Source organism: Chitinophaga sp. YR627, assembly GCF_900114995.1.
Taxonomy (GTDB): domain Bacteria; phylum Bacteroidota; class Bacteroidia; order Chitinophagales; family Chitinophagaceae; genus Chitinophaga.
In genome coordinates this window covers 774,922-792,626 of record NZ_FOUX01000004.1, presented here as the reverse complement: position 1 = coordinate 792,626, position 17,705 = coordinate 774,922, and the positions used below count along the sequence as shown (strand labels likewise).

General features: G+C 47.1%; 9 protein-coding genes. 3 read left to right on the top strand and 6 right to left on the bottom strand.

All coding sequences use genetic code 11. The features are described from left to right. Window positions 1-148 precede the first annotated feature (148 nt). Window positions 149-3,382: a TonB-dependent receptor gene (locus tag BMZ72_RS23740; protein WP_089812182.1), complete on the top strand. Its 3,234-nt coding sequence runs from the start codon at window positions 149-151 to the stop codon at window positions 3,380-3,382. A gap of 555 nt (window positions 3,383-3,937) precedes the next feature. On the opposite strand, the gene BMZ72_RS23735 is transcribed toward BMZ72_RS23740, so the two are convergent. The 4 genes from BMZ72_RS23735 to BMZ72_RS23720 form a co-directional block, all read right to left on the bottom strand. Beyond that, window positions 3,938-4,345 carry a hypothetical protein gene (locus BMZ72_RS23735; RefSeq protein ID WP_143087772.1) on the bottom strand — a complete coding sequence of 136 codons (408 nt, stop codon included), beginning with the start codon at window positions 4,343-4,345 and terminating at the stop codon, window positions 3,938-3,940. 46 nt (window positions 4,346-4,391) lie between these two features. Then, window positions 4,392-4,697 carry a YHS domain-containing protein gene (locus tag BMZ72_RS36405; RefSeq protein ID WP_218155275.1) on the bottom strand — a complete coding sequence of 102 codons (306 nt, stop codon included), beginning with the start codon at window positions 4,695-4,697 and terminating at the stop codon, window positions 4,392-4,394. A gap of 26 nt (window positions 4,698-4,723) precedes the next feature. After that, window positions 4,724-4,957: a hypothetical protein gene (locus BMZ72_RS23725; RefSeq protein ID WP_089812180.1), complete on the bottom strand. Its 234-nt coding sequence runs from the start codon at window positions 4,955-4,957 to the stop codon at window positions 4,724-4,726. A gap of 173 nt (window positions 4,958-5,130) precedes the next feature. Next, window positions 5,131-7,209: a M13 family metallopeptidase gene (locus tag BMZ72_RS23720; protein WP_089812179.1), complete on the bottom strand. Its 2,079-nt coding sequence runs from the start codon at window positions 7,207-7,209 to the stop codon at window positions 5,131-5,133. A 147-nt stretch (window positions 7,210-7,356) separates the two neighbouring features. On the opposite strand from BMZ72_RS23720, the gene BMZ72_RS23715 reads away from it, so the two are divergent. Both BMZ72_RS23715 and BMZ72_RS23710 read left to right on the top strand, forming a co-directional pair. Continuing rightward, entirely contained in the window at window positions 7,357-7,887 is a 531-nt protein-coding gene (locus tag BMZ72_RS23715) for a hypothetical protein (RefSeq protein ID WP_089812178.1), read from the top strand. Window positions 7,888-7,924: 37 nt separating this feature from the next. Then, on the top strand, window positions 7,925-9,184 hold the full coding sequence (locus BMZ72_RS23710; RefSeq protein WP_089812177.1) for a replication-associated recombination protein A: 1,260 nt from the start codon (window positions 7,925-7,927) through the stop codon (window positions 9,182-9,184). 6 nt (window positions 9,185-9,190) lie between these two features. Here BMZ72_RS23710 and pbpC read toward each other — a convergent pair whose 3' ends face one another. Continuing rightward, window positions 9,191-11,584 carry a penicillin-binding protein 1C gene (pbpC, locus tag BMZ72_RS23705; RefSeq protein WP_089812176.1) on the bottom strand — a complete coding sequence of 798 codons (2,394 nt, stop codon included), beginning with the start codon at window positions 11,582-11,584 and terminating at the stop codon, window positions 9,191-9,193. 563 nt (window positions 11,585-12,147) lie between these two features. Continuing rightward, the gene (locus tag BMZ72_RS23700) at window positions 12,148-17,655 is read right to left on the bottom strand and encodes an alpha-2-macroglobulin family protein (RefSeq protein WP_255373276.1); all 5,508 of its coding nucleotides are present in this window, start codon (window positions 17,653-17,655) and stop codon (window positions 12,148-12,150) included. Between the last annotated feature and the right edge of the window lie 50 nt (window positions 17,656-17,705).

Sequence of the window (17,705 nt, the reverse complement as noted above, 5' to 3'; positions counted from 1 at the left end):
CCAACAGAATATTTTGCTCACATAGCTCAAAACTTAACATATAAGTTATTGAGAGTGATACGTACGTCTGTGTGTTAACATTAATTTAATATTGTGTTAACATATGCGTAATGTAGCGGGGATACGTTTGCGTCAAAATTGAAAAGACGTGAATAAGCAATTCTATTCATTATTGTTATTTGTGAGTATCCTTGTACTGTCGGCTGCCGGCTTAAGAGCTCAGATCACCACTTCCCAGATCACCGGGAAAATAGTGAGCAGTAAAGGAGAGGCCCTGCCAGGGGTTACAATACTGGCAGTCAACACTTCTACAGGTACCCGTTACGGTACACAGACACAGCCAGACGGCCGTTACCTTATCAACAACGTTAACCCAGGTGGTCCATACACAATCACCGTTTCCTATATAGGTTTTAAAACTGAAGAAGCTCCGGGAATCAATCTTTCCCTGGGTAGCTCTACTTTCAACTTCCAGTTGACCGATGCTTCTACAGCGCTGAGCGAAGTAGTCGTAAAAGGTAACACTACACAGAAAGGTGGTGCTTTCAAAATTGGTCAGAACCAGTTAAAGACCCTGCCATCCATCAACCGTAGTTTCCAGGATTTCACCCGTGCTACTCCACAGAGTAACAACAACTCTTTCCTGGGTACCAACTACCGTTACAATAACGTTACACTGGATGGTGCGATCAATAACGATGCGATCGGATTTAGCCCTTCTATGGGTGGTCAGAGCAATAGCTCCGGACAGCCTGGTAGCAGCACCCGTTCTAACCCGGTATCACTGGATGCGATCCAGGATATCCAGGTATATCTGGCGCCATATGATGTGAAGATCGGTAACTTCCTGGGTGGTAGTATCAACGCTGTAACCCGTAGCGGTACCAATGAGTTCCATGGTTCCGTATATGGTTTTGGCCGTAATGCTGACCTGATCGGTAAGAACAATGCCGGTGATGGTTCCAAACTGCCTTCCAGCTTCCATGACTACCAGACTGGTATCAGATTAGGTTTCCCTATTATCAAGGATAAATTATTCTTCTTCACCAACGAAGAGATCGCACGTCGCCGTGACCCGGTGATCCTGGGTGCGGGATCTGCAGATATGCCGCTGATCACTGTACAGGAAGCTGAGCAGATCCGTCAACATATGCTGGATCTGGATGTAACCAAAACAGGTAAATACGATCCGGGAACTTATGGCAACACTTCTATCTATTCAAATTCCAATAAGTATTTTAACCGCTTAGACTGGAATATCAATGATAAACACCAGTTGTCCCTGCGTAACAATACCATTACTTCAGAAGCTACCAACCTGGAGCGTGATCAGCAGAACTTCCGTTTCAGCGGTATCGACTTCAAACAGGTAAACAATCAGTCTTCAACTGTACTGGAGGTGAAAAGCCGTTTTAACAACTCCGTTTCTAACAGTCTGATCGTTGGTTACTCTACAGTGCACGATTACCGTGATCCAACTTCTGATCCTTCTTTGGCACAGATTCAGATCAAATCAAGAGGTGGTACCATTTTCCTGGGTACAGACCGTGAGGCGTCTATCTTTAACATGAAGCAGAAGACCTTCGAATTCACTGATAACGTGAATATCTTCAAGGGTAAACACAACATCACGATTGGTACACACAATGAGCTGTACAACATCACTTACGGTTTTGTGAACTCCTGGAATGGTCGTGTTGACTACGAAAGTATCAATGACTTCCTGAATGACGCTCCAAGCCGTGTACGTGCTAACTTTAACTACGCTAATAACTCCCGTGATTATATCATGGCGAATCCGCCAGCTCAGTTTAAGATCGGTATGTACAGTCTGTATGGACAGGATGAGATCCAGATCACTGATCGTTTCAAACTGACTCCAGGTCTCCGTTTTGATTACACGAATCTGCCTAACAGACAGAGCCTGAGTGACAAGACAACCAATGCTCCTGTAGATCCTAACTTCGGTACTACCTATAGCTACACGAAGCCAAAAGATATCAACAACAAATACCTGAACAATATTCAGATCTCCCCTCGTCTGGGCTTTAACTACGACATCAAAGGTGACCAGAGCCTGGTACTGCGTGGTGGAACAGGTCTGTTTACCGGTCGTATTCCGTTTGCATGGTTAGGTTATGCTTATTACAACAACGGTACTACCTATGGTGCATATGACAAACGCTTTACAGCAGCAGCTCCTCCTGTAGCAGGCAGCAATCCTGTAAAAGTATCTGACCAGGGCGCTGCACAGTTTGTAACAGCACAGGGTGTTGATGTACACGATGCAACAGGTGCTACTCAGGTGGATCTGATCGACAACAACTTCAAGATGCCGCAGATGTGGAGAAGCAGCGCTGCACTGGACTACTCTACTAAGAACAGATGGAGATTCACTATCGAAGGTATCTATACCAAGACGATCTACGATCTGAAATTCCAGCAGGTGAACCTGGTAGATAATCCTACATACAATATCTATGATACCGATAAGCAACAGCCTATCTACAGCGGTACCAAGATCAACTCTAAATTCACCAACGCTTACCTGTTGTCCAATACAAAGAAAGGTTACCGTTATGCTGTAACTGGTCAGGCAAGCAAAGCGTTTGATTTCGGTTTTAACTTCAGCTTAGCGTATACTTATGGTCAGTCTAAAGATATCACCAACGGTATCCGTAACTCCATGGAGTCTAACTGGCAGCTGAACCAGGCACTGAATCCTAACGATCCACACCTGGCTTACTCTAACTTTGATATCCGTCACCGTATCGTAGCAACTGCTAACTACAAAATGGACTGGAATCACAAGGGTCGTTTTGTGTCTAACTTCGCCCTGTTCTTTAACACCTCTTCCGGTCTGCCATTCTCTTATGGTTTCGTGAATGCAACTATCCAGGGTACACCGCAGCAGGTTAGTCTGGCGTACATTCCAAAAGATCAGGCAGAAGCACGTCAGTTCTTCACTCCTGCTAACCAGGCAATGGCTGATGCGTTCTTCGCTTACGTAGAGGGTGATAAATACCTGAGCAGCCGTAAAGGTCAGTTCACAGAACGTAACGGTGGTCGTACACCATGGAATACACAGGCTGATTTCCGTTTCTCACAGGATTTCAACTTCAAAGCCGGTAAATCCACTCACACGCTGACACTGACTTATGATATCATCAACCTGACAAACCTGCTGAACAAGGACTGGGGTATCCAATACTTCTCTCCTAACACCTTCAACTCAACTGCGAGTGTAGGTCTGTCACAGAAAACTGCAGGCTCTCCTACTGCTTATCCAGTATATGAGTGGTCTAATCCTGGTACTCCTTATTCCAGAGACTTCTTTGGTAGCAGACACCAGATGCAGCTTGGTCTGAGATACTCATTCTAAAAGATATAGCGCATAAAAAGAGCCGGATCGTACATGGTCCGGCTTTTTTTATGCGCCAGACCTGAGAAGAATCAGGAAATTGAGAATTGGGCTGAAGCAGCCTCCTGGAGTAAGATAACAGACTGTTTATTACCGGGGCCGGAAAGGGGCTTAATGCGGGCAGTGGAAATGATGTAGAAGGAGAATATGAGGGGGTCCTTATGTAGATGGATAATTGCCAGACAAACTACGTTATTGACAATACATCTGTTAGGTATATATGCTTATCATGTAGGAAGATGAATTATCAGATATAGATCAGCGGTAGTACCTGAGAGCAGTAAGCAGGGTAATTATTGCGGGAATTTTTAACTATTAATCCTTAATCCTTAACGAGATATTCTGCCTGGGTCAATTGTTAATACGCAGATAATGTAGGCGTAACAATGCAGTAATACAGGGCGGGTAATTTTACAATATAATTTGAACGTAAGCGTAGATTTTCATAAGCTGTTTTAATCGAACGTCCCGGGAATTATCCCGGGACTTTTTTATGTCTTTATCGCTTATGAATGATTATTTATTGATGAGGATGAACTGGCGGCTGATCTGTTCCTTTGTAACGCCTATCAGCCAGTCATCTATCCTGATGGTGGTATCTGTCAACCGTTCTACCTGGAGGTATTGGTTAACAGAATCCTTGCCGGTGATGATCAGGTTGATCTTTCTGCCGGCGGGAATTACTTTATAAGTGCCACTGAGGTGGTATGTTTTAGCGTCAAATACGAATTGTCCGTTACGGCCAAATATATAATACGCAGAATCTTTCGGTCCTATTGTCTGCCAGGCAGTATCAGGCATGGATAACTGCTGGGATAACTGCCAGGATCCGGTAATATCTATTGAGGGGGTAGCCTCTATGTCATTTTTCTCGCAGCTGCAAAATAACATGAGTAGCAGCAAGCTGGTTAATAGTGATCTCATGCATAGGAGTTTGTAATTAGAACGCAAAAAGTCTTACTTAGTTACATTATAATCCCAACTTAGCTGCGTATTTCTCCGGATTCTTCTCAAATACACGTTTACAGGTGGGAGAACAGAAATGTAAGGTATCAGTTTTATATACACTCCACTCCTTGTACATGGTATCATAAGGCATGCCACACACAGGGTCCGGCAGTTTACCGGCAACAACTGCATTTTCAGCCGGAGCATGTTCCGCAGGTTGTGTAGTGACAGAATCAGTACCACCGGTGTGTTGTGTACCGGAGTTGCCGCAGGCAGTCATGAGAGCTACGAGCAGCAGTGTGCAGGATATATTCAGTAATTGCTTCATCGTCATATTGTTAGCGGTTAAAGGAATCAGGCAGCAGCCTCGTTGTCTTTGTTGATACGCATCACTAATATGCGGAAGTATATCTTAAGCGTAAAGGCAAGTACCAGGGTGCCTGCCAGGCTCAAAGTAATAATGGACCCGGTTGCCGTGGTCAGCAGGAACGCTGACAGCTTGGGTAAATAAGGTGCGATTAACGCCAGCAGGGCGATAATGAATATATTACGAATTTCTGTGCGGTATTGTTTTAACAGGCCGGTCATTGGTTCAAAGATTAATTCCGGTGAATAATGCACAAATTTAAGGCATAATGAATAGAATGCATTGTACAAATCCCGGAGAATGATGACCGGTTTATGTCAATTTATCAGGATAGAAAAACAAAAAAGGGTCCGCCGTATGGCGGACCCTTTCTGATATTATGAAGTGATTATAATTACCAGATAACCACCTTTTTATCGTCAGACAGTACCATTTTACTACCTGGTGTGCAACCCCATGCATCCGCAAATGCTTTCAGGTGAGGAAGCGGACCATTGATACGGTCTCTTGCCGGTGAGTGAGGATCGGTCTGGATCTGGTTACGCAGGGCTGCATCTGTGGTATTTGCATGCCATACCTGTGCCCAGCCCAGGAAGAAACGCTGTTTCCAGCTAAAACCGTCGATCAATGCTGGTTCCGGTTTGCCCTTCAGGGATTTTTCCAGGGCATTGTAAGCCAGTGTCAGTCCACCCAGGTCAGCGATATTTTCACCGATGGTCAGGGCGCCATTGATAAAGAAGCCTTTTTGTACCTCAATACCACTGAAATAGTTAATATAACGTTTAGCCAGTGCCATGAAATTCTTACGGTCAGCGTCTGTCCACCAGTTTTTCAGGTTACCTTCTGCATCGAACTGAGAACCCTGGTCATCAAAACCGTGGGTGAATTCGTGCCCGATCACCGCAATGATACCACCATAGTTGATCGCATCGTCTGCGTTGGCATTGAAGAATGGTGGCTGGAGGATACCTGCAGGGAATACTACCTCGTTATTGAGTGGATTATAGTAGGCATTTACAGTCTGTGGTGTCATACCCCACTCGCTTTTGTCTACTGGTTTACCAATCTTGTTGAGGGCTTCCTTATGATCATACTGTGCTGCAGCAACGATATTTTCTACCAGGGCGCCTGGTTTGATATCGATGCTGGAGTAGTCTTTCCATTTGTCAGGATAACCGATCTTGTAGGTAAAGGAAGCCAGCTTTTTGTGCGCCATCTCTTTTGTAGTGGCACTCATCCAGATCAGGCTGTCAATACGTTCGCCATATACGGCGCGTACATTCTCGATCATTTCAGATACTTTCTGTTTGGAGCTTTCCGGGAAATATTTCTTAGCGAATACTTTACCCAGCGGCATACCCATGATACCATCTGTGGCACGGATAGCGCGTTCCAGGCGTGGACGCTGTTGTTTGGTACCACGCATAACGGTTGCGAAGAAGTGGAAGTTCTCATCATCCAGCTGTTTGTTCAGGAAGCCGGCGAAATGAGACAATACCTGCCAGCGCAGCCATGTTTTGAGTGTTTCCGGAGCAGTTGTTTTCAGCAGCGCTGATACTTTGGATACGTATGCTTTGTTCTGGATGATCAGGGTATCAGATTTTATACCCTGTGCATTGGTGAACGCGTCCCAGTCGTAATCAGGCGCCAGTTTCTTTAAGTCGCTGTAGGCTGCTTTGTTGTAGGTTGCCACCGGATCGCGCAGCTCCACATTGGAGAGCTGTAACTTAGCTACTTTGGTTTCAAAATCGAGGATGGTTTTACCCGGCTCCACTTCTTTAAAACCAGCGGTTGCAAATTGTTTGTCTACGTGCTTTACGAATTCGTCGCGCACTTCTTTCGTGCTGGCGTCTGGTCTTTCGTAATAGCTTTTCTCGCCAAGGCTCAGACCATCCTGACCCTGGTACAGGGCATTCATTTTACTGTTACGGGCGTCTGCTTCAACCGCGAAGTTGATCACACCCGGTAAGCCGATTGCTTCGAGTTCGCCTGAAACTTTGGAAAAATCTGCCAGTGTCTGGATACTATTAATCTTATCGAGATAAGGCTGTAATGGCGTAACGGCCAGTTTCTCGATAGTGGCAGTGTCCAGGAATGAGCGGTAGAAATCAGAGATCTGCTGCTCTTCAGTACCTTTTTTGAGATCTTTCTGATCTGCAAGTGACAGAATAATGCCTTTCAGACGTACTTCCTTGTTTTCCTTATCAAGTACGTTAAATGCGCCCCAACGACTTTCTGTGGAGGGGATGGGGTTGTTTTTCTTCCAGTTGCCGTTTACATACTGGTCGAAATCATCGCATGGTTTAGCGCTTGAATCAATGGAACTTACTTCGAAAGCGGGGACTTTGGTCGTGTCTGCTGCTGCTACAGCTGCTGTATCCTGCGTTTGTTTGGTGGTGTTGCCGCCATTACAGGCTGCCATAAGCGTGACAGCTGCCAGTAATGGAAGTTGCAAAGCGTAAGTGCTCTTCATAAAATAAACAGGTTTAGTTTTTAAATATAGCTAAAACATCCCATGCGGCCTTACCGCTTTTTGACAAATGGTCCGATCGAAAGGATGATTGTGGGAGGTTTGCCGACTCTTTAGTAGGTTTGTGGTCTTTTAAAACTGGACACATACATGAACCTTGGCATTAAATTATTCAGAATATTAAATGGCATTGGGATATTCCTGACCGGCTTGTTTACACTGATCTTCCTGAACCTGCTGTTGCAAACGGGAGATATGGCGGTACTCTTTATCGTATTCTTCTTCGGCGGTGTGCTGATCCACGCCATACTGGCGAATGCATTACAGAAAAGTCTCGCGAATCCGGCACACCCCCTTAAGGAAAACACGCCTGGTGGTGTACAGGTACTGGGCTTCTTCCCGATTCTGGTTGGTTTATTGTCAGTACTGATGGCATCCATGCTGAATAACCCTGAAATACGGGATGTATTGTCTAAACAGCTGAATGAGCAGGCTGCTGCCCAGAAACAGGTATTACCGGCAGGTACAATAGAAGCTGCATTCAGTTTCTGTCAGGTAGTGATGACGTTGTATGGCATCATCCTTGTCGGCAATGCGATATTGTCAATGGTTTATGTCAAACAGTGGAGGGACCGCCAGAACGGAGACCAGCAGGATGATACAGATGATATAGGCGCCTGATCTGATACATAAGCCCAAACCCATAATATAAGAACAAATGGAACCATTAGCCGAGCGCATAAGACCCGAGACCCTGGATGAGCTGGTGGGACAGGAACACCTGACCGGCAAGGACAGTATACTACGCACCGCCTTACAACAAGGCAGAATTCCTTCAATGATATTGTGGGGTCCTCCTGGTGTAGGTAAGACCACAATCGCCAATATTATAGCCCATACACTGGACGTGCCTTTTTATACCCTTTCCGCTATCGCGGCAGGTGTGAAGGAAGTACGCGAAGTGATCGAAATAGCCCGTAAACAGGGATATGCCGTGCTGTTTATCGATGAGATCCACCGTTTCAACAAGTCACAGCAGGATGCCCTGCTTGGCGCTGTCGAAAAAGGGATCATTACATTGATCGGCGCCACTACTGAGAACCCCTCTTTTGAGGTGAACTCGGCATTGTTGTCACGTAGCCAGGTATATGTACTGAAACCACTCAGTGAACGTGAATTGCTGCAATTACTGCAGCAGGCCATGCAACAGGACGAATGGCTGGGCAGTAAACAGATCGAATTAAAAGAAACAACTGCCTTGTTCAATATATCCGGTGGGGACGCCCGGAAACTGCTGAACCTCTTTGAGCTTGTCGTAAGTACGCTGCAAAATGAGCGGCCCATTGTCGTTACCGATCAGAAGGTGATGGACATCGCACAACAACGGGTAGCGATCTATGACAAGACAGGCGAACAGCATTACGATATCATTTCTGCATTTATCAAGTCTATCAGGGGCAGTGATCCCAATGCGGCAGTCTATTATCTGGCACGTATGATAGAAGGTGGGGAAGATGTGAAATTCATTGCCCGCCGTTTGCTGATCTCTGCTTCTGAAGATATCGGCAACGCCAATCCTAATGCCCTCCTGCTGGCAACCAGCTGTTTTCAGGCAGTGACCATGATCGGTTATCCGGAAGCAAGGATCATCCTTTCCCAGTGTACAACCTATCTCGCTTCTTCGGCAAAGAGCAATGCCTCTTATATGGCGATCAATAATGCATTATCTGTTGTATCTCAGACAGGCGATCTGCCGGTACCGATGCACATCCGTAATGCGCCTACGAAAATGATGAAAGATATGGGTTATCACAAAGGGTATGAATATTCTCATGACTATGAGAACAACTTCTCCCAGCAGGAATACCTGCCTGATCGTATCAAAGGCATGAAATTGTATGACCCGGGTAAAAACGCACGGGAAGACGAGATGCGTAAGCATCTGCGTATGCTCTGGAAAGAGAAATACGGTTATTGATCTGCTTTAATCTTCACTTTTTTTCGCCAGTATTTCAAATGGTACATGTATCTGCACGCCCTGCTCATCGACGAGTGTAAGGATGTGCTTACCGGCAGGTGGATGTAATGCCATCTGATGGAACTCCTGTGTTGTCCCCAGATAGCTGTCATCCATATGCCAGAAGATCTTCTCTGCCGTATTGCGATGCGTAGCTGTGAACACCGCTTCTCCCGGCTTACCGTCTATCTCTATCGGTACGTAAATACGTGCATTGGGTCTTGGATAGATCACCTCCATTGGCGCTTTATCCTGACTGAGCGTAGCCAGACATTCCTGTTTGTAAGGAGGTAAGGGCAGATAATTATGTTTGCTGCGATAGTAGAATTCCATAGCAGGCGGCAGTACGAACCAGGGCACATGCCGCATCTGTGAAGGTGATTCACAATCTGCAGTAACGCGCCACTGACCGCTATGATCCAGGTGTACCAACTGGTGATAAGGACAGAGTCCGGAACGGAGTCCGTTAACAGGAACGGCGATAGAATCTTTCTCCGGACAAAGATCGCTGGCCCTGTACCCGCTTTGGCGGCAGACCTCAATCTTCCGCAGTTTATCATAAGGGGTATTGAACCAGCTACCTGTATGCAGGAGCCTGAATACATCAAACATGATCGGCGCAGCAGTAGATACGCCTACCAGACCAGGTCTTCCTTCTCCATCGGCATTACCTACCCATACGCCAACAATATATTGTGGCGTCACACCGATGGCCCATCCATCTCTGAAACCAAAGCTGGTGCCTGTCTTCCATGCAATACGCTGTGAGGAGGAGAATTGTTGCCATAACATCTCTTCTCCCGGACGCATCACTTCTTCCATTGCCTGGAATGTATACCAGATAGCGCCTGCATCTAATACACCTGTAGCGGAAGGTGCAAATTTTGACACCAGTTTAGTGTCTTTACGATAGTTTGGTGCATGGATATCATCTGCATCATACCTGCCATTATATTGCTCAAGATGCAGCAGTGTACGGGCCAGACTGGCATACATGCCTGTCATTTCCCAGAGGGTGGATTCTCCTCCACCCAATATCAGTGACAGGCCATAATGGTCCGGTGGTTGATTCAATGTAGTAATCCCCAGTTTCTTCAGTAATGCATGCATTCTTTCATATCTGTATTGTTGCAGCATTCTGACCGCCGGTATGTTCAATGAACGGGCAAGTGCTTTACTGGCTGGTACTGCGCCGTCATAACCCAGGTCAAAGTTTTGTGGTGTATATCCGGCTATCTGTGTCGGAATATCGGGTACCAGTGAATGCGGCAGTATAATCCCATCCGTCAGCATGGCTGCATACAGGATCGGTTTCAGTGTACTACCCGGACTGCGTGGTGCCTGTATGATATCGACATGACTCTCTGTTTCCGGATCTTCCGGGTGATAAATATTCCCGACATAGGCTAATGCATCACCGGTTTCCACGTCCAGTACAACTGCCGCGGCGTTGTTGATACCATTGGCTTTATAAACAGCATGATACCTTTCTACAATGTTGCTGACATTCCGTTGAAGGGCAGCATCCAGTGTCGTCCGGATACGTGTTACGGCTTTTTCATCTCTGGCTCTTTGTGCAGGATAGTCTCTGCGGAAGCGGTCCAGCAAATGCGGAGCATCCTGTGGCAATGCTTTCGGCTGATCTGGTAAGGGCTCCAGTTTAGCCAGCTGACAGGTCACACTATCGATCGTTTCATTATGCCATAACCTTTCCAGTAACTGATTCCTTTTGCGCAGTAAGATCTGTCGGTTACGACCCGGGTGTACCAGGGCCGGGCTATTCGGTAATACCGCCAGTGCTGCCGTCTCTCCCCATGACAACTGTGTCGCACTACGACCATAATACCGCCAGGAAGCTGCTTCCAGTCCTACGACATTTCCGCCGAAAGGCGCATTACCTGCATATAATGAGAGAATACTTTTCTTGGAATAGGAAAACTCCATCCTGGTAGCCATTACAGCTTCAATGAGTTTCTGGATAATATTACGCTCTTTATTGCGGGAGAGGCGTATCACCTGCATAGTGAGCGTACTGCCACCGCTGACTACTTTTTTATTGCTGAGGTTCTGTTTGATCGCACGTCCCAGTGCCAGTATATCTACACCCCAGTGATGATAGAAATGTTTGTCTTCATAGGCGACGATGCAGGCGGCGAATTTTTCAGGTACCTGTTTGTCGGCGGGGAATCGCCATTGGCCATCTGTAGCGATGGTTGCGCTGAGCAGTTCACCGTTACTGTCTTCAATTACAAATGAGGTCGGTGTGGTGAAAAGACGGGAAGGGATGCAAAAGATGTAGAGTATAAGGAGTAGTGTTGCGGCAAGGAGCCACCATTTACGTTTTCGGAACCAGGGAGACATAGTGCTAAATTACGAATTTATAGTTAGGGAGATGTGGTTTAGGATAGCTGATGGCCGTTAAGTATGTGGATGCTGGGGTTTTGGTTGCGGTTTGTTTTATCGGCAGGAGATAATGCTGCGGTTTCAGATGGTGTTGCGGACTGACGGCCTTTAAGTATTTGGAAGTAACAAGTTGGTGTTGGGTTGAAGGGTGCTTTATGGGCAAGAGGTACGTTGTGGTTTGAGTTATAGGCAGGAGATACGCTGCGGTTTCAGATGGTGTCGCGGACTGATGCCCGTTAAGGATGTGGATGTGGCAATTGGTGGGGGCTGGGGGTTGGAGCTTTGGTTGGGCGTTAGCTTTTTGCAGGGGACGGGCTAAGGTCCGCTTTACCATCTGGAACCTTCGCATTATTCCTGCGTTGCTTTGGGTTTTAGGAGTCAAGTATGGAAAAGCAGTGAAGATTGATTATCTGGAATAATATGTTACAATGGGCTATTAAAAAAGAACGGCGCTTCGGGTGTCGAAGCGCCGTTCTATAGGCTTAATTCTTAAGCCTTAATCCTTAATTTTTAATTGCTAATTACTTCACAACTTCCACCCATTTACCTGGCAGGAATGCGTGTATGGTGTTATCATACATCGCTTCACAGGATACCGCCGGCAGGTAGTAACGGCCGAGGTAGGCTGCATTCAGCAGGACACTGTAAGTACGGGTTTTGCCCTCTTCAATGTTGAAGTAGGTGTATACCCTGTCATCACGGATGTCTTTGTAAGTGAATGGTGATGAACTGAAGGTGCTGTCATTTTCCAGCAAACGGGTATTGATGATCTCCCATCCGCTTGGGAATATTTCAGTCAGTGCCATCTGTTCATAATAACCACGTTTGCCCGGGTTACGGATGGTTACAGTAGCCATAAAGTCTGCACCCTGACGCATAGCTGCTGGGTCCAGTACTTTACCATCGCGGGTGCTGTATTTCACCTGGATATCCAGTACATCAGGATTGTTTGGAACGTTTGGTTCCTGACCTGCTTCCGGACGTCCCTGGAGGATCAGGCGGGTGTACAGTACGTTCTGGCCTTTGTTCTGGATGCTGATATTACCATCGCTATTAACCGTAACCGGTACCTGTGTTACATAAGAAGCGGCATTCACTGTATTGCTGCTACCGTTCAGGGTGTAACTGAAGTTCATCTTGTTACCGCTGGTATTTACGCCGCAATATTTCGCAACTGCGATGAGTGCATATGCAGTGGTTTGTGTGCTGTACCAGGTTTCCTGTGACAGATTAGCGGCGATCTGACGTAACAGCTCGTTTGCGCGGGTACGCTGTCCGAGGATAGTCAGTGTTTCCAGGATCATCGCCTTATCGCGCAGATCGGAACCGAAGGTACCACCCAGCTGATTGAATGGTTTTACTTCCATTGGTAAGCCCTGTACCAGACTGTTTGCCAGTTCCGGCTGACCGGATAATTTGTAGGCAGCAGCCAGTCTCCATTTCGCTTCGGCAGACAGATACCTGAACTCTTTCAGGCGGTTCATAGCGCCCAGTTCAGGTATTTTAGCCAATGCCAGCAGGTAGAGGCGGTATGCCTGTGTGAGGTCGCCACCATAGAAATTGTTGGTAGACGGCGCCCAGGAACCTGCCTTATTACGCTGGTATTTCTTCCATTGGTCGAGCATACCCGTTGGCAGTTCATATCCTTTTGCCTGTGCTTCCAGCAGGAAGTGTCCGGCATAGTTGGTACCCCACTCGTCTGATGTTGCCTCACCCGGCCAGTAGCTCAGACCTCCGTCGGATGTCTGGAAGCCTTTCAGGCGTCCGATACCGGCTTTTACATTTTTCTCAACGTTAGCCAGTTCATTTGGTTTCAGGTCCATCAGCTGGTTCAGTGCCAGTTGCGGGAATACACTGGAGGTAGTTTGTTCTACGCAACCGTGTGGATATTGTATCAGGTAGTTCAGACGTTTTGCGAGATTCAGGGCAGGGATAGTAGATACTTCCAGTACACCTGTGTTGGTGCCGGCCATACCAGCAGGTTTATACGCGGTACTCCAGCTTTGACCTCCCTGTAATGTGGATTCCTGAACGGTAGTGATCACCGGATTAGGGTTACGCACTTCCAGTTCAGTTTCTTCTTCTGCTTTTGCAGCGCCGCTGGTAGCGGTCACTTTTACTTTCGCCACACCTACGCCAGGTTTCACATGTACATCGAAGTATACGATCTGCTCGCCCGGTTGTGTGAAGGTAACGGTTTTGGTACGCTCGCCTACTACTTCCAGCAGCGGACTGGTAGCCAGCGTTACCTTAGCCGAACGGATATTGTTTTCCATGCCGAATACGGTTACCGGCATCTGGATCGTTTCTGATGGGCCCAATACGCGTGGTAATGTAGTGAGGAGCATCAGTGGTTTCTTTACAGCTACTGCTTTCTCAGCAGAGCCGTAAGCACCATCCTGGCCTGCTACTACCATCGCTTTCACAGAACCTACATATGGTGGCAGTTTGAAATTATGTGTCTGTTTTCCTCCTTTGGAAGTGAATGGCCCCATGAAAATTACCACAGGCTTGAAGCGGTTTGCTTTCGCGCTGCCTGCATTTTTATTCAGACCTTCGTCACCACCAATGCTGAGGATGCGTTCCATATCACCGCCCCATGCACCGATCACATAATCGAAGAGATCCCAGGTTTTCACGCCCAGTGCTTCGCGTGCGTAGAAGACGCTATGTGGATCCGGTGTTTTGAAACGGGTCAGATCCAGCAGGCCTTCATCCACCAGTGCGATGGTGTAGGTCATGGATTTACCGTTTGCTTCAGATACCGTGATGCTGGCATTCTGTTCTGGTTCCAGTTTATCAGGCATACTGATCACCGGTTTCAGGACGGTATTGGCGTCATTGATCGTAATTGGAATAACACCATACATGCGGATCGGCAGGTCGTTTACTGTCTGTGCATGTTTCTGCAACAGGCTCACGTTCACATAGATGTTCGGAGACATTTCCTTTTCCGCCTTGAACTTGTAAACGGTCTGTCCTTTCTCTGTGCTGATCCAGAAGGTCTTCAGCACCTTGCTGCCGGTTTCTATGCTTACCAGTCCGCGGCCGCCTTCGCTGCTTGGGATGGTGAGGGTGATATCATCACCTACATTGTACTGGCTCTTATCCGATGTGAATACCAGCATGGCTGCTTCGGAAGGATTTTCTTTCTGTACCCTTTCTGCCCATCCCGGCCAGTCGATATATACGGCCTGTCCGGTGGTATGACCACTTTTCAGGTCTTTTACACGTACGAGGTAGCGACCCCAGTCAGGATATTTGATCTGCAGGTTCCAGGTGCCTTTACCACCATGTAAGGTCATGGTTTCTTTCTTCAGCAGCTGGTTGTAGCTATCCTGGGTGAAGTTGCTGAATTCATCTTCACTGTTCTCATCCCACCACCAGCGCCAGCGTACTTTGTACAGTTCAACCTGTACATCCTGGTTACCGCTGAGCAGGTTACCATTTTCGTCTACATTGACAATGCTGATCGGGTGATCTTTATCGGTGAGCAACATACCTGTCATACGGTCACCTTCAGGCATTCTGATACCTGCATAGGTGGCGAACGGATTGTAAGGCATGGAGAAATGGTCGATACTGAAATCGCCACCTGGTTCAAATACCTTGATCTCAAAGCTGGCTTTCAGCTGACCTGGGGCCAGTTTGCCCAGTGGCAGATTTACTTTCACCGGAGCAGTACCATTCTCATTCAGACTGCTTTCGAAGATCGTCTTGCTTTCTGATTCGAAGTGTGTGATCGGATCATCAAAACGGTAGTTCTGGAAGTTTTTGAAGCTGGTTGTCTGCTGTGTTAAAGAGACGTCCACTTTCGCTTTCAGGTTTTGTGCGGTAGCGCCGAACATCCAGCGGGCGTTCAGGGTACCTTCTGTCGCATCTGCTTTGGAAAGGGTTGTGTTCTTACCAAAGTTCAGGTCTATTTTCAGCCTGTTAGGCTTTACTGTTTCGATACGCAGGTTTTTGGTGAATACGGCTCCACCTACTTTAACTTTCGCGGTCCAGTTACCGGTAGGATCATTGGCGCCGGTAGCTGTTGTAAAGCTGTAGAATCCATTTACAGACTGTAAAGCGTTGAGTTGTCTGTACAGCTGTCCTTTTGGATTGTAGAGTTCCAGTGTTACCGGGTGATTTTCCGGCAGTTTCTTCTGTTTGTCTTCCAGGATGAAGGACAGGAACAGGGTATCACCCGGGCGCCATACACCACGTTCACCGTAGAGGAATCCTTTGATACCACTCTGTACATCTTCCCCTTTTACATCAAAACGACCCAGTGGCAGGGAGTTACCATCATCCAGTTTCAGGTAACCTCTTTCTGCATCTTTTTTAGCGATGAGCAGGTAGGGTTTACGTTTCAGATCGAAGGTAGCCAGACCGTCTCCATCACTTTTGGTTTTGAAGATCACCTGGTTCTGATAGTCGAGAAGTTCCAGTTCGACACCGATCATTGGTTTGGTGTCGCGGATATCTGTTACAGCGACGAGCATACTGTTATCATTTCCTCTTTTAGCGGTCAGACCGATATTAGAGGAGAAAACGTTGCGGGAAGCCCATCTGTCTTTATTGTAGTAAGAGTTAGAGCATGGGTTATCGCGCTGTTCCCAGGAATAACCATAAGGGTAATAGCTGTCATAACGGCGCCAGAAATCATCGTCTTCATCGACCTTGTCATTGCCGTAGTAACCGCCATAGTACTCTTCTTCGCTTTCTTCGCTATTGCCTTCTCCGTCGCTGCTGCTGCCGCTATCAGTTGAGGAGCAACCCAGCAGGGAGTATGATTTACGGAAACCGATCGTTACACGATAGATAGCTCCCGGCTCTGTACGCAGCAGTTTCTCCATATCGAGGAAGAAGCGGTTGCGTTTATGCAGATTCAGGGACTTATCAGCATCCAGGCGAATGGTCTTTTCCACTACCGGACGACCTACGCGGCGCAGTTCCTGACTACCATCGAGGGAGTTCTGCTGGAGATATTGCGGGATATTATTCTCATAGATTTTGATGATGGTCACATCTACCGCACTGAGGTTCACTGCTTCGAATGGCATCACCAGTTTATTGCTTTCCGGCAGGATCACTCCTTTGCCCGGAATGGTAACGGAAGGCTGTGTGTTTTCGAAGACTACATTCGCAGAAAAGCTCTGCTCGAGTTTCGCATCTGCTACGTTCAGTATGCCTTCGTTGACAATGACGTTAAAGTTGCCCTCAAATCTGGTTGGACCAAATACCTTTACTTCACTACCGTCAATGGAGAAGCGGAGATCGCTTACGCCACTTACGCCGATCAGACCATCCAGAGACTGTGCAACGCTGATAGGGTCGGAAAACTGTACCAGGATGTATTGTTCTTCTTCGGCTACCGCACGAACTTCCAGTACTTTGAAGTCGGAGACAGCAGGTACTTCTACCGTCTTTTTACCAGATACGTTATCTACTTTCAGGGGTTTACCATCCCAGGTGATTTCCAGCTGACGGGAACCTTGTCCTTTATCAGCACGACCTAGGTTGTCAATGGTAAAGGTAGAGATCTTGTCTGCTGCATTGTGCTGCCAGGTGATCGCTACTTTTTTACCCTGATAGGAAGCGCTGACGATCTTTTCTATCTGTTGCGGGTCTTCGGTATCGGCGGTGGTGATGGCGCCGGAGAAAGTCATTTTATTCAGCGTATTGCTGTTGGTGGCTTTCAGACCGTAGTCTTCGATCGCGTAGGAAGGTTTGATGACCTTGAATTCGAAGTCAAATTCTTTCAGATCGCTTTCCACCTTCATGACCTTGCCCAGTTTAAAGGTGGCGTTATAGGTCTTACCGGCTTCGAGGTTGGCATCCGGCCGGAATTCGATCGTGGTCGCATCTACCCAGTAGGCTTTTCCTTTGATACCAGGGCTGAATTTGAAAAGATCTTCATCCACAGGCTCATTCTGCGTGTGGGTTACATTCGCATTACTGGTTAATTGTACCCGGATAGTGCTCTGCCTGGAAATAACACCAGCGGTATAGGCTTCGATGTATTTCGCCAGTGCAGGGTTCATGACTTTTTTTGTATTTCTACAGGCTGTGATGCAAGAGATTAACAGGCACA

What these genes read in the sequence shown, in the direction of transcription:
- BMZ72_RS23710 (WP_089812177.1), top strand. Translation starts at nt 7,925, where the DNA reads ATGGAACCATTAGCCGAGCGCATAAGACCCGAGACCCTGGATGAGCTG.
- BMZ72_RS23720 (WP_089812179.1), bottom strand. Translation starts at nt 7,209, where the DNA reads ATGAAGAGCACTTACGCTTTGCAACTTCCATTACTGGCAGCTGTCACG.
- BMZ72_RS23715 (WP_089812178.1), top strand. Translation starts at nt 7,357, where the DNA reads ATGAACCTTGGCATTAAATTATTCAGAATATTAAATGGCATTGGGATA.
- BMZ72_RS23700 (WP_255373276.1), bottom strand. Translation starts at nt 17,655, where the DNA reads ATGAACCCTGCACTGGCGAAATACATCGAAGCCTATACCGCTGGTGTT.
- BMZ72_RS23725 (WP_089812180.1), bottom strand. Translation starts at nt 4,957, where the DNA reads ATGACCGGCCTGTTAAAACAATACCGCACAGAAATTCGTAATATATTC.
- pbpC (WP_089812176.1), bottom strand. Translation starts at nt 11,584, where the DNA reads ATGTCTCCCTGGTTCCGAAAACGTAAATGGTGGCTCCTTGCCGCAACA.
- BMZ72_RS36405 (WP_218155275.1), bottom strand. Translation starts at nt 4,697, where the DNA reads ATGAAGCAATTACTGAATATATCCTGCACACTGCTGCTCGTAGCTCTC.
- BMZ72_RS23735 (WP_143087772.1), bottom strand. Translation starts at nt 4,345, where the DNA reads ATGAGATCACTATTAACCAGCTTGCTGCTACTCATGTTATTTTGCAGC.